The sequence below is a fragment of the Beijerinckia sp. 28-YEA-48 genome (assembly GCF_900104955.1).
Lineage (GTDB): Bacteria > Pseudomonadota > Alphaproteobacteria > Rhizobiales > Beijerinckiaceae > Terripilifer.
In genome coordinates, this window is record NZ_FNSI01000001.1 from 5488667 (window position 1) to 5502141 (window position 13475).

The window sequence follows — 13475 nt, forward strand, 5'->3', positions numbered from 1 at the left end:
CTGGGGGATGAGAGGAGAGCGATGCGAGGGGGTACAAGGGTTGTCTATTTGGTGCGCGTGGCGCTCCACTCGCGGGCGACGTCGGTGGCTGCCGCCATGTCGAAACGCATTGCATCACCATCTACCTTGCCGAGGAAGATACGGTGGCGGCCGTCGGCTGGCTCAAGTGTGAAGCGGATGCGGTCGCCGATCAATTGGCCGCCGGTGACTTTCGCAGCGGCGCCATTGACCGTGGCGAGGCCATCGAACGTCTGGTATTTCTGCTTCAGGTCGAGCGTATAATTGTCATTGCCTTCGCGCACCGTCCATTTGCCTTCGATCGGCGCCGGCACGACCCAGAAATAGAAGTCGCGCACGCCCACCTGGCCGCGCTGGTCCGGTTCCCAATCGCCCATCATGAACGCATGGGAGACGATGCGCGAGCCAGGTTTCATTTCCTGGAGGATGCGCGGGCGCAGCTTCAGGTTGACGTCGGGCAGCAGATACATGGTCAGCACCGAGGCTTTGCCGATCGGCGTGTCGAACAGATTGCGGACTTCGAAAGTGACCTTGTCGGCGACGCCGGCTGTCTTGGCGTTTTCATTGGCCTCGAGGATGCGCTCGGGATTGATGTCGACGCCAAAACCGGCGGTGCCGAATTTTTTCGCGGCGGTGACGAGCATGCGGCCGTCGCCACAGCCCAGATCCATGACAAAGTCGTTGCCGGTCACTTTGGCCATGTCGAGCATGCGGTCGACCACCTCCTGGGGCGTCGGCACATAGGGCACGTCGAGGCGCGGGCGCAGCCGGGGCTCCTGCGCCTGGACGGGCAAGGCAGCAGGCAAAGCAGCAGCAGGCAGAGCGAGAGCTGTGCCGATCAGGCCGAGAGCGGTTCGTCTGTTCGGACTAAAGCCTGCTGCCTGCATGGTTTTCCTCGTTTTGCCGGGGCGGGCGAGCCCAGGATGGTTGATTGTTCTGGGGAGCATCGCCTGTGGCTCTTGTCCTGGCGTCGGTAATTCTACGGGGACTCACGGAAAATTCATCATTAGGGCGCTAAGCCTTGGCTATGACCGTCGTCCGCGCCCCGATCTTTGGACGCCGCGGCCAGAGAGCCGCCCCGGCGGTGCGGCCCCCGGTGGGCGCACCGGTCGATGGCGTGCCTTTTCGTCCCAAGCCCACGGATGAAAATTTCACCGTTCTGGCGCGGCAGATGCTGCGCGAGGGCGATAACGTGCAGTATTCCGCGGAGCGCCCGGGCGAGGTGCCGTGGTCAATGACCGCCGCCACGCTGGCCGGCGTCGCCGGCAGTTGCCTGCTGGCCGGGCTCTATATCGTTGCCGCCAAAGGGCCGGTCGAGATCATTCCCGGACTGAAAATGACACTTGGTGGCAGTTCGCAAATGCTGCTGCTGGCGATCGTGCTTGGGTTGTGGAACGGCGCGCAGATCGCCGTGACTGCGACGATGGTGAGCCATATGGCGATGCGCTTCGTCCAGATGACCAGCCCGACCGCCTATGCGATCGCCGGGGGCATCAGCGGCGCCGTCTATGATTATGGCATGGCGATGCTGACCGGGGAGTCCAGCAATGTTCTGGTCACCGCCGCGACCGGTCTGGCGGCGGGCTTTCTTTATCGGCGGTTCGCGGGCTTACGCTCCGGATAAAACCTGCACTGCTGACAAAAACTGACAGGATTGCGGCTTTTCCCAAGGCCTGACTCCCCCCATATTGCCGGCATGGCCAAATCACCCAGCAAGTCTCCGAAAAGCCCCGTGCGGCCGACGCGCGCCAAGGCGTCGCGTCCCGACGTCCAGCCGCTCGACGAGCATCTCGCCAGCCTGCTCAATCCAGCGTTGAACGAACCGCGCGGCGGCTTCGGCGAGGCGCCGCAAAAAGGCTTCGATGCCGGGACGGCCGAGGGCATCGATCCGACCCTGGCCAAAACCTTCCTGCCGCAGCCCACTGGTCGTTCGCGTTCGCGCAAGCCGGAACTGACCGGCGCGACGGCGACGGTCGAGTCCCTGAAGGAATTGCTCGAACAGGGCGATCCGAACCTGCGCGAGGAAAAGCCCTGGACGCCGCATCGCCCGGCCCGCCCGGAAAAATCGGAAGGCGGCATCCCTTTCAAACTGGTGTCCGAATATGAGCCGAAGGGCGATCAGCCCAGAGCCATCACCGAACTCGTGGCCGGTGTCGATGCAAGGGAACGCGATCAGGTGCTGCTCGGCGTCACCGGCTCGGGCAAGACATTTACGGTGGCGCAGGTCATCGCCCGCACCAATCGGCCGGCGCTGGTGCTGGCGCCCAACAAGACCCTGGCGGCGCAGCTCTACGGCGAGTTCAAGAGCTTCTTTCCCGACAATGCCGTCGAATATTTCGTGTCCTACTACGACTACTATCAGCCGGAAGCCTATGTTCCGCGCACGGACACCTATATCGAGAAGGAATCCTCGATCAACGAACAGATCGACCGCATGCGCCACGCGGCGACGCGGTCGCTGCTCGAACGCGACGATGTGATCATCGTCGCCTCGGTCTCGTGCATTTACGGTATCGGCTCGGTCGAGACCTATACGGCGATGACCTTCTCGCTGAAGCTCGGCGAGAAGATCGATCAGCGCCAGCTCATCGCCGATCTTGTCGCCCTGCAATACAAGCGGTCGCTTGGCGATTTCTCGCGTGGTCTGTTCCGCGTGCGCGGCGATACGATTGAAGTGTTTCCGGCGCATTATGAAGATCGCGCCTGGCGCATCGGCTTTTTTGGCGACGAGATCGAGACCATCGCCGAATTCGATCCCTTGACCGGACACAAGACGCAGGATCTCGAGTTCGTCAAAATCTACGCCAATTCGCATTACGTGACGCCGCGTCCGACGCTGATCCAGTCGATCGCCGGCATCAAGTCCGAAATGAAACAGCGGTTGGGCGAATTGTATAACGGTGGCCGGCTGTTGGAAGCGCAGCGGCTGGAACAGCGCACTATGTTCGATCTGGAAATGCTGGAGGCGACGGGGTCCTGCGCCGGCATCGAGAACTATTCGCGCTATCTCACCGGCCGCAAGCCGGGTGAACCGCCACCGACCTTGTTCGAATATCTGCCCGACAATGCGCTGGTCTTCGCCGACGAGAGCCATGTCACCGTGCCGCAGATTGGCGGCATGTATCGCGGCGACTTTCGCCGCAAGGCGACATTGGCCGAATATGGCTTCCGCCTGCCGTCGTGCCTGGACAACCGGCCGCTGCGCTTCGAGGAATGGGAAGCGATGCGGCCGCAGACCGTGCATGTCTCGGCGACACCGGGCAGTTGGGAGATGGAGCAGACCGGCGGCGTCTTCACCGAACAGGTGATCCGCCCGACCGGCCTGATCGACCCGCCGGTGGAGGTGCGCCCGGCGCGCGCCCAGGTCGATGATCTCTTGGGCGAAGTGAAGGAGACGGCGCTCAAGGGTTATCGCACGCTCGTCACCGTGCTGACCAAGCGCATGGCCGAGGATCTCACCGAATACCTGCACGAGAACGGCGTGCGCGTGCGCTACATGCATTCGGACATCGATACGATCGAGCGCATCGAAATCCTTCGCGATCTGCGCCTGGGCGCTTTCGATGTTCTGGTGGGCATCAACCTGCTGCGCGAAGGCCTCGACATTCCCGAATGCGCTTTAGTCGCCATTCTCGATGCCGATAAGGAAGGCTTCCTGCGCAGCGAGACCTCGCTGGTGCAGACCATCGGCCGCGCGGCGCGTAACGTCGACGGCAAGGTGATCCTCTATGCCGACAAGGTGACGGGCTCGATGGAGCGCGCCATGGCCGAGACGACGCGCCGGCGCGAGAAGCAGCTCGCCTACAATAGCGAGCATGGCATCACGCCGGAATCGATCCGCCGTGGCATTCAGGACATTCTTGGCTCGGTCTACGAGCAGGATCACGTCACGGTCGATACCGGCGTGGCGAAGATCGCGCTGGTTGGGCACAATCTCAAGGCGACATTGGCCGATCTCGAACGCGAGATGCGCGAGGCAGCGTCCAATCTCGACTTCGAGCGTGCGGCCCGCATGCGCGACGAAATCAAGCGCCTGCAGGCGACGGAGCTGATCATCGCCGAGGATCCGCTGGCGCGCCAGCAGGCGGTGGAAGACGCGGCCGGCGCCTATCAGGGCGAACGCAAATATGGCCGCGCCGCCAACACGCCGGCTACGTCGCGCATCCGCAAACCGACGGACGAGGACATGGGGCCGCATAATTTCGGTGGCGGCGAAGCGCGACCGAAGAGCACCGGCGGTAAACCAGGTTCGCGCGGTGGCAAATCGCGGCCGTTCCGGCGGTGATTGTGGTGTCATACCGGACACGCCGCAGGCGTGATCCTGTGGGCGTGCGGTAAAACTGACGACGATGACTACATCGGCCCGCTGCCGGCGCGCAGCGGCCGTTCCTTGATGAACAGCATGCACAGGGCGGCGGCAAGCGAAAGCACGGCGCCGAGCACGAAAATGGACGAGAAGCCATTTTCGATGATGCTGCGATAGGCATCCGCCTCGCTGGCCGAGAACAAGCGGCTCGCATCGCCGCGCATCAGTGCGATGCCGGGATCGGCGCCCAGCTTCTCGTGGCCGGGTATGGTGATCGCGCCTGCCGTCAGCGCGCTGATCAGAAAGGTGGAGAAGACGGCGACACCGAAGGCGCCGGCGAGAGAGCGGAAAAACGTCATGCCGCCGACACCGGTGCCCATGTCGTGGATTTCCAGGCCGTTCTGCACGATGACCAGCATGGGATTGATCTGCCAACCGATCGAGCCGCCGAGCAGAGCGATGGCAGCGATGTCGAACCAGGTGAAACGACCCAGTCCAATCCAGGCAATGAGCAGGCAGAGCGTGGCGGCGGACAAGCCGCCAATGATCGGAAAGATACGGGCGCGGCCGAGGCGGGAGATGGCGGAGCCGCAGATGAAACTACCGGTCGCCATGCCGCCGGTCAATGCGATCAAATGCAGGCCGGCGACGTCGGCGGGCATCTTCAGCACGATCTGATAGTAGAGCGGCAGCATGACGATATAAGCGGTCATGACCATGGAAGGAATGAAGATCGCCACATTGCCCAGGCTGAAACTGCGATTGGCGAAGAGATGCATCGGGATCATCGGATCGGTGGTGCGCAGTTCAACCAGCACCAGAATCACGGTGAAGGCGAGACCGATGGCGATGGGCGTGAGGACGCTGGCGTTGAGCCAGCCGCCGACTTCCTCGACCCGGCTGATGCCGAGCATCAGCGGGATCGTGGAGAGGAGGATGAACAGGGCGCCGAGCCAGTCGATGCGCGCCTTCCGCGTCGGCAAGGTCAGTTTGCGCAATTGCCGGTCGATAACGACATAGGCGATCGCGCCGAGCGGCAGATTGATCCAGAAGGCCCAGGTCCAGGACAGATGTTCGGCGAAGAAGCCGCCGAGGACAGGGCCGAGCGCTGTCGAGACGAGAAAGTTGGTCGACAAATAGCCCTGATAGCGGCCGCGATGGCGCGGCGGAATGATATCGGCGATGACGATCTGGGCGATCGAGCGCAGGCCGCCGCCGCCAATGCCCTGCAACACGCGCGCCGCGATCAACGACTCCATCGAGTAGGCGAGGGCGCAGGCGGCGGAACCGACGACGAACAGGGCAATCGAGACGAGCAGCATGTTGCGCCGGCCGTAGAGATCGCTGAGGCGGCCGTAGATCGGCGTCATGGCGGTGGAAGCGATCAAATAAGCGGAAATGATCCAGGGGAGCAATTTCCAGCCGCCGAGATCATTGGCCATCGCCGTGAGACAGGTGGCGACGATCGTTTGATCGAGACTGGCGAGAAACATGGCCAGCATGAGCCCGAACATGATCGGGGCAATATTCTGCGGCTCGACTTTGGACACGCGCTGGCGTTCTCCCACGGGGGTATTCGTTCCATATAGCATCGCCAAGCGCCACGTCGATGCGCGCCGACAGGGATACGGCCATGAGGCGGCCGCGCATGACAACCTTGGCCTGGCGCGCTACACCAGAGGGGTAACAACGGGGAGGGCCCATGGCCAAGGGACATGCGGGTAAAATCGCCGTGATTACTGGCGCGGCGGCTGGAATTGGGCAGGCGGTGGCGGTGCGGCTGGCGGAAGATGGCGTCGATATCGCCATTGCCGATCTGCAGCCGGCGGATGAAACCGTGCGGCGCATTACGACGCTGGGGCGCCGGGCCATTTCGCGGGCCTGCGATGTGTCCGATCCCGCCGACGTGCAGCGTTTCGCTGAACATGTGACGCGTGAGCTCGGCGGTTGCGATATTCTCGTCAACAACGCCGGCTTCTTCAAAACGCGTAAGTTCGAGGATCTGACCTTCGCCGATTGGCGGCAGACCATGGCCGTCAATCTCGATTCGATGTTTTTGATGACGCAAGCCTTCATCGGCGGCATGCGGGCGCGTAAATGGGGCCGCATCGTCAATGTGGCGTCGAATTCGCTCGGTTCGGTCTCACCCAACCATGTCGATTATATTGCCAGTAAGGGTGGTGTGGTCGGTTTCACGCGCGCGTTGGCGAGCGAGATGGGCGTCGACGGCATTACGGTGAATGCGCTCTCGCCGGGGTTGACGCGCACGCCCGGTACGCTCGAAGGTCAGTTCCGGCCGCGTGGCCTGCCGATCGAACAGGCCTTTGATTTCGTCTCGCAGGCGCAAGCGATCAAACGGCATCAGACGCCGGAGGATCTCGTTGGCGTCGTGTCGTTTCTCACTAGTGATGACGCGGGTTTCATGAGCGGACAAACATTGGTCGTCGATGGTGGATTGGTTCGCGTGTGATCCGTTTCATTTATTGCTTTATAGCGTTTCACAGCTCGACGGAATCGTCGAACGCCATGAAGACGGGTTCAAATAAGAGGATCTAAGCAAATCGTGTTTCTACCGAAACGTGATTTGCTCTAGGTGATTGCGAAAACCCAAGGAGTTCTCGTGATACAGAGAGTTCTCGTGATGCGGTCGATGGTTCTGAGCGCGGCCTGTGTCGTCGCGCTGACTTTGACGATTCCGGCTCTTGCGCAAACACCATCCGCGCCGTCAACGCCATCTGGGCCATCGGCGGCATCAAGCGGGGTGATGACCGAGGGCGTTTTGATCGAGGCGATGCTCAAGGGGTCGGCTGAGAGCCGAGATGCTGCCGCCAACTATGTCATGGCCCATCCCGAGGCGATCAATCCGCTCTATCTGTCCGCTCTGTCGCTCAGCCTGTGGAAGCGGGGCGACCGCGCCCAGGCCGCCTTCTGGTTTTACGTTTTCCAGGTGCGCTCGCGGGCCTGGATCAATGCCGACAAATCGGCGGCGCCGCTGCGCGCCTCTCTCAATCAGCAGGTTGGCGCCATGATCAATCCCTGGATCGGCAGCGATCTGAACGCCTGGTACGACATCGCCGGCCGGGCGCTGGCCTATGAAAAGAAAATTCCGCTGTATCCGAATCCGCCGGCGCAGCTCACGCCGCAGCAATGGCAGGTCGTGATCGCCAAGGCGCGGCAGGAGAACGACGCCCAGTTCCAGGAAGTGTTTGGCGGTTTCCGCAAGGATCCGCAGGCGTTTGCGGCGAAACGGCGCGAGAACAAATTGCCTGTCGGGCCGCTGCAGGATCCGGGTGCGGCTTTGCCAGCAACTTGGCGCTAGAGACTTGGCGCTAGAGTACCGTCATTGCAATGACGGTTGGATGCTCGCACGTGTATCTGGGGGCCATTCTCGGATGCGGTCTCCGTGTCATACCGGACGCGCGCAGCGTGATCCGGTATCCAGTGGCGTGCGGTAGAGCCTTCACTCACAGTGGCATCGCACGTGCTGCAAACAGCATTCGTCACACGCCCCTGGCTCCCGGATCGCCTGCGGCGTCCGGGATGACACCCAGGTGATGGATTGTCTCAACGTGAAAGAGAGCGGGATCGTCTCCCGCTCTCCGATCAGCCTGCGCTGTTTTTTAATTCGCAGCGAAACAATACAACAATCCGTTGCCGCCGGTGCGGATCAGCGCCGGGCGGTCGCACCCGGCGGACGGATGCGCGGCATTCCATGAACGCGCCGCAGCATCATCGCTCAAGCCCATGCGGTCGTTATGGCCGACGATCGCCGAGCCTTCGCCATTCTTCGTCCAGTTGCCGCAGGTGAGATCCTTGCCGGGAGGTGGCGCGGTGCCGTCCGCGTTGGATCCGGTGAGAATGTCGTGCTGGTTGATGGTGAAGAGACGGCTGGGAATACGCTTGCCGGTTTCGGTCAGGCCGGTCTCGGTGCTGATCCGATTACGGTAAGCGTTGTGCAGGTCTTCCACATTGGCGGCGATCAATGTGCCTTCCGCATTGGCCCAGGGGCCCTTGCCGATACGGTCCTTGGCGTTCACCGCCGGCTTGCCGTTGGCTTCCTGCTGGCTGAGATAGGCGCGCCAGGTCTTGGCGCCGGCGCCAGCCTTTTCGGCGAGGCCCTGGCAGAATTTGTCGGCGCCTTCGAGGCCGCCGAAATTAGCGCCATCAGGGCCAGGCTGGCTGGTGATGAAGAAGGTCATATTCGGATATTGTGGTTGTTGCTGTTGTGCTTGAGCCGCGCCGGCAAAGGTCAGACCGAGCGCAGCGGCCAAGGCGATACGAAAACCTGGCAACATATTTCCCTCCTCAAGCCGCCCCGGCGAATGTTTCGCTCGGATTAAGGCGGCGAGGGCAGAGTGTCAGACCTCTCGCCCGTCGCAACGGCGCAATTGGTCGTGGTCAAGCAAATGTGCGTGATCGGCGGCCGGCATTAACCGCACGCCGAAGGCAAGAGGCATTTCTGTCGAAACGCATTTTACTTTAATCGCCGACTTCGCCCTCGGGGACGAAAGCACCATCGTCGCGAATGGAGCCGCGCTGGACACGCGAGGCTTGCGGCACGGTCATCGGCGCGCCGACGTCGAGTTCGCCGATGCTGTTGATGCTGCGCGGCGGCCGTGATGAAGCCAATCCCGTCATCGGCGGCAGCGCGCCGCGTGAGATCGGCGCCGATGCGGATTGCTGTTCGCTGTAGGGACCCCGGGCCAGCGCCATCGCGTTGCGCGCATTGGGATTGTTGCGCGCCATATCGATTTCGGGCTCGAGTTCCGGCGCATCGGGCAGATTGTCCTGCCGCGGCGCCGGCGCGATGTCCTTGATGATCGGGCGGCAATAGCGGCGCAGGCCGCGTGACGACGAGCCGTGCATCGCCAGATCGACGTGAATATGGTTGTAGTGGAAGGCGTTGGAGCCAGGCCCCAGCACGGTGGTGAAGTGTTCGCAGGCGCCCGCATGCACTTCGCGCAAGAAGGCCTGTTCCTGCTGGTCGCCGCGCGTCCAGCCTTGAACGACCGTGATCTTGCGACCATCGGCGAGGCGGAAGCCGCCGATGTCGATGGCATTGCCATAGGCATGTTCGGACAGTTTGCCGCCAGCGGTGTTGTTGATCGGGCGGCAGGAATAGGCGCCCATGGAGTCGATCTGCGCCACCGGCTGGCCGAAGCGGGCCATGGCGGAGGGTTGCACGACCGCCTGGATCCATTGCTCGAGCGCTTCGGTCATCGGACAGCCGAGCGTCTGGGTCGAATTCAGCGTGACGGCGCCGTCGAGCAAAGCGGTGGTGCGCAGCGGCAAGGTGAGGCCGCAGATACTGGGGCCGTCGATGGCCTTCGCCTGCTGGATATAGGCGGAGAGCTTGACGCCGCGGCGGGCGAAACAGGCTTTCTCGGCGGCTTCACGCCAGGCAGCACGCTGCGGGCGCTCAAACACGCCGCATCCCGAGATCGTTGCCAGCAGGGCTGCCAGAACGAGATATGGCCAAACGCTACGCGCCATTCATTACAAATGTGCGGGATTTCTTAACCGCCGTTAAAGGCCGATGGTTAACGATTTGTTTCGCGACGATTTTTGCGCCGTGTGGAGACCGGGCAACGGGGTTTTTCGGCGTCTTCAAAAGTTTTTGATCCGAAACGTCCCGGGCTCCCTTGCCAAGCTCATCGGTTTGCGATTAAAATCTATAAATCTTATAGACAATATAGGAATTATAGAATGAGTGACGCGTCCAGCCTGTACACCTTCACCATTTCGCCGAACGGCCCGGTTTTCGATCTGCCGCTTTATGTTGCCCGCGACGAGGGTCTGTTTGAGAAGCACGGGCTGAAGGTGGAGTTCGCCAAGGCGTTCGACCCGCTGAACAGCTCCAAGGATCCGTTCCAGCGTCAGAAGGAAGTGCTGTACGAATCGGGCAAGGCCAGCGCCTACAATCTGTGCGAATGGGCCGGGCTCGACCGCTCGGAAAAGAGTGGGCGCGGTAGCCGCGTGTTCAGCCTGCGGCCGGCGGTGGCGGCTCAGGCCCTCATCACCTTCGACGAAGACATTCAGGAGCCGCGCGATCTCGAAGGCGTCGCCATCGGCATCAACGAACTCACCGGCTCGCACTACACGACCCTGCAGCTGCTCGAAGGCACCATTCCGCGCGACGGCATCATCCTCGAACACGCCGGCTCGCCGCATGTGCGCTACGACGCGTTGAAGCGCGGCGAGATCAAGGTCATCGCCATCATGGAGCCGTTCATCAGCCTGGCGCTGAAGGAAGGCGCTCATATCGTCGCGGTTAACTACTATCGTGGCTCGGAAGTGATCTCGCCGGATGTGCCGGAGCAACATCGCGAGGCCTATGTGGCGGCGGTGAATGAAGCCGCCGATCGGATCAAGGCGAACTTCGACAAGTACAAGCACCACATCGTCAAGCAGGTGGAAGGCAAGCTGGCGCCGGAAGAACTGCTGTCGCATTTCGTCCACTACACCCGCTCCAAGCCGCTCGATGAGAAGCGCTTCGACTACACCTATGAGTGGATGAAGACCTGGAACCTGACGCCGGGCATCAACAACTACCACGCGCTGGTGGCGTGACATCCGATGGCTTCATTCAAAATGACCCGGCGGCAATTTGCCGTCGGCGCGGGAAGTGCTGCACTCGTCCTCCCCGGGGCAGCGCTTCCCGCTCCTTCCAACGCCTATCGGGCCCGCCTGAGTAAATCTCTGGCGGGCACGGCGGGCACTTTGCAAGATGGCATGATCCGTAAGTTTCCGGAGTTGTCGCAAGGGCTCGAGATCGACTGGGTCGATGGCGATCCAGGCCAGCTCCAGGTGTTCATCCTGTCAGGCGCGCTCGATTCTGGTCCGTTCGGCGCGCTCGGCCTGGCTGAGGCAGCGCAGAAGGGCGCCGATCTGGTGATGTTTGGGCCACGCCTCAACAATCACGGCTCATGGATCGTGCGCGCCGACAGTCCGTTCAAACACCCTTCCGATCTGAAGGGCCGCAAGATCGCGACGCAATTGCCGACCAGCGATACCTATCGCCATGCGCGCATGGCGGCGGCGTTGCACAAGCTCGATCTGCAAAAGGATTTCCAGGTCATCTTTGGCTCGTCGATCGCCAACATCGCGCTGTTCAATCGCGGCGATGTCGATGCGGTGATCGCCATCGAGCCGACGTCGACGCGTCTGATCGCGCAAGGGCATCGCGAGATCGCCCGTGTCGCCGATCAGTGGAAAGAGGCGACGGGTGACGCAGCGCCGCTGTCGCTCGTCACCTGTGCGGGCACACGGCAATGGGTCGAGAAAAACCCGGAGACGGCGCGGCGTGTCGGTGCGCAGGCTCAGGCGATCAATCGTAAATTCGTGGCCGATCCGACGATCGTGCGCGATCCCGATATTTACCGGCCCATGGGCTTCAAGGAGAGCGACACGGCGATCATCGATCTGCTCGTCGAACGCTTACCGCGCGTCTATGCCACGGAATGGAACAAGGCAGTCTTCGATGGTTTCGATCGACAGCTCGAAGTCGCCCTCTCTCTCGGAATCATCGAGAAGAAGCCGGCCAAACGTTACTATCAAGAGCTTTAACGGGCCGGCGATCAGCACGCTGCTGCTGCCGGCGCTGTTTCTTGTCGTGCTCGCCGTGGCCTGGGAGGTCATGGCGCGCACGCTCGCCAATCCGCTTGTGCCGCATGTGGCGGAGATCGGCGCCGAACTGGTGCGCATTTTCAGCGATGGTTCGTTCTTCCGCCAGGTGCAGGTGACGCTCGGTCGGGTCGGACTGGGCTTCGTCTTCGCCTTCGTTCTGTCCTTGGCACTGGGCATCGCCATGGCGCGCAATAAATATGTCCAGCGCTTCGCCGAACCGGCGGTGCTGATCGGTCTCACTGTGCCAGGCCTGGTCTGGGCGCTGCTCTGTGTCATCTGGTTTGGCATTTCGCTGACCACGTCAACGGTCGCGGTGGCCTTGAGCCTAGCGCCGCCGCTGACGCTCAGTGTCGCGCAGGGCCTGAAGACCGTCAGCGCCGAATTGCAGGAGATCACCGCCGTCTATCAATTGTCGCTGCGGGCGCGGCTGCGCTTCCTGTGGCTGCCGACGCTCTATCCGTTCCTGCTCAACGGCATTCGCATCGGCCTGTCGATGGCGTGGAAGGTGATTGTGCTGGTCGAAATCTTCGGCCTCTCAAGCGGCGTCGGCTATCGGCTCAACGTCGAATATAGCTCGATGAATGTCGCCGGCGTGCTCGCCTGGACCATCGGCTTCGCTCTGGTGATGGCCATTCTCGAATACGGTTTCATCGGCGGGCTCGAGCGGCGGTTGACGCGCTGGCGGCGCGTAGCGGCGGTGTGAGGATATGATGTCAGTGGTCGATTCCTTGGCGGCCTTGGTTGCCACACCACCGGTCCCCCTCGCACCGGCGCTGACGGTCGAGCATGTCTCGAAACGGTTTGTCTCGCGCGCCGATACGGTCGTGGCGCTCGACGATGTGTCGTTGACGCTTGAGCCTAATGAAAGCTTGGGCATCGTCGGACGCAGCGGTTGCGGCAAGTCGACCTTGCTGCGGCTGGTCGGTGGCCTTGATCCGGATTTTGAAGGCCGCATCCGTTTCGAAGACCAGGACATCGTCGGGCCGGGGCTTGATCGCGGTATCGTCTTTCAGGACCATCGGCTGTTTCCCTGGCTGACCATCAGCCAGAATGTCGGCATCGCTTTGCATGAGGCCGACATGCCGGAGGCGCAGAAGCGCCGCCGCGTTGCCGAGCATATCGAACTGGTTGGCCTGTCGGGCTTTGGCGATGCCTTCCCGCATCAATTGTCGGGCGGCATGTTGCAACGCGCCGCGATCGCGCGGGCGCTGGCCGCCGATCCGCGCCTGCTGCTGCTCGACGAGCCGTTTGGCGCGCTCGATGCCTTCAACAAAATTCATCTGCAACAGGAACTGCTGCGCATCTGGCGGATGCGCAATATTCCGATGATTCTCGTCACCCATGATCTCGAGGAGGCGATCTATCTGTGTGACCGCATCGTGGTTCTGTCGCCACGACCGGGGCGTATCCAGAGCATCGTGCCCGTCACCTTGCCGCGACCGCGCGATCGCACCTCGGCGGAGTTCACCTGCATCCGTAAGGAGCTGCTCGGCCAGCTTGGGTTTTAGGATTTTTGTTTTGACGC

Annotated in this window: 12 protein-coding genes; 8 read left to right on the forward strand and 4 right to left on the reverse strand. The window is 62.0% G+C overall.

The window, feature by feature from the left end; genetic code table 11:
• Positions 1-44: 44 nt before the first annotated feature.
• Positions 45-905, reverse strand: coding sequence for a class I SAM-dependent methyltransferase (locus BLW50_RS25800; RefSeq protein ID WP_170850352.1), 861 nt, complete (start codon positions 903-905; stop codon positions 45-47).
• A gap of 134 nt (positions 906-1039) precedes the next feature.
• Between BLW50_RS25800 and BLW50_RS25805 the strand changes: the two genes are divergently transcribed.
• Both BLW50_RS25805 and uvrB read left to right on the forward strand, forming a co-directional pair.
• Positions 1040-1642, forward strand: coding sequence for a hypothetical protein (locus BLW50_RS25805; protein WP_139267744.1), 603 nt, complete (start codon positions 1040-1042; stop codon positions 1640-1642).
• A gap of 72 nt (positions 1643-1714) precedes the next feature.
• Complete coding sequence (uvrB, locus tag BLW50_RS25810) at positions 1715-4303, forward strand: excinuclease ABC subunit UvrB (RefSeq protein ID WP_090707698.1); 2589 nt, start codon at positions 1715-1717, stop codon at positions 4301-4303.
• 68 nt (positions 4304-4371) lie between these two features.
• On the opposite strand, the gene BLW50_RS25815 is transcribed toward uvrB, so the two are convergent.
• Positions 4372-5874 carry an MDR family MFS transporter gene (locus BLW50_RS25815; RefSeq protein ID WP_170850353.1) on the reverse strand — a complete coding sequence of 501 codons (1503 nt, stop codon included), beginning with the start codon at positions 5872-5874 and terminating at the stop codon, positions 4372-4374.
• 152 nt (positions 5875-6026) lie between these two features.
• Here BLW50_RS25815 and BLW50_RS25820 point away from each other — a divergent pair, with 152 nt between their 5' ends.
• Positions 6027-6794 (forward strand): SDR family NAD(P)-dependent oxidoreductase, encoded by a 768-nt coding sequence (locus BLW50_RS25820; protein ID WP_090707700.1) that lies wholly within the window; start codon positions 6027-6029, stop codon positions 6792-6794.
• A gap of 294 nt (positions 6795-7088) precedes the next feature.
• Entirely contained in the window at positions 7089-7643 is a 555-nt protein-coding gene (locus BLW50_RS25825) for a hypothetical protein (RefSeq protein ID WP_090707701.1), read from the forward strand.
• Between the two features lie 301 nt (positions 7644-7944).
• Here BLW50_RS25825 and BLW50_RS25830 read toward each other — a convergent pair whose 3' ends face one another.
• Both BLW50_RS25830 and BLW50_RS25835 read right to left on the reverse strand, forming a co-directional pair.
• On the reverse strand, positions 7945-8619 hold the full coding sequence (locus BLW50_RS25830) for a hypothetical protein (RefSeq protein ID WP_090707702.1): 675 nt from the start codon (positions 8617-8619) through the stop codon (positions 7945-7947).
• Positions 8620-8803: 184 nt separating this feature from the next.
• Positions 8804-9817: an extensin-like domain-containing protein gene (locus BLW50_RS25835; protein WP_090707703.1), complete on the reverse strand. Its 1014-nt coding sequence runs from the start codon at positions 9815-9817 to the stop codon at positions 8804-8806.
• A 213-nt stretch (positions 9818-10030) separates the two neighbouring features.
• Between BLW50_RS25835 and BLW50_RS25840 the strand changes: the two genes are divergently transcribed.
• From BLW50_RS25840 to BLW50_RS25855, 4 genes are all read left to right on the forward strand, one after another.
• Entirely contained in the window at positions 10031-10894 is an 864-nt protein-coding gene (locus tag BLW50_RS25840; protein WP_090707704.1) for an ABC transporter substrate-binding protein, read from the forward strand.
• Between the two features lie 162 nt (positions 10895-11056).
• Complete coding sequence (locus BLW50_RS25845; RefSeq protein ID WP_170850355.1) at positions 11057-11890, forward strand: ABC transporter substrate-binding protein; 834 nt, start codon at positions 11057-11059, stop codon at positions 11888-11890.
• Positions 11805-12653, forward strand: a complete 849-nt coding sequence (locus BLW50_RS25850) for an ABC transporter permease (RefSeq protein WP_210186132.1) — start codon at positions 11805-11807, stop codon at positions 12651-12653. The genes BLW50_RS25845 and BLW50_RS25850 overlap by 86 nt, the downstream gene beginning before the upstream one ends.
• A 7-nt stretch (positions 12654-12660) precedes the next feature.
• Positions 12661-13458 (forward strand): ABC transporter ATP-binding protein, encoded by a 798-nt coding sequence (locus BLW50_RS25855; RefSeq protein ID WP_090709723.1) that lies wholly within the window; start codon positions 12661-12663, stop codon positions 13456-13458.
• Positions 13459-13475 lie beyond the last annotated feature (17 nt).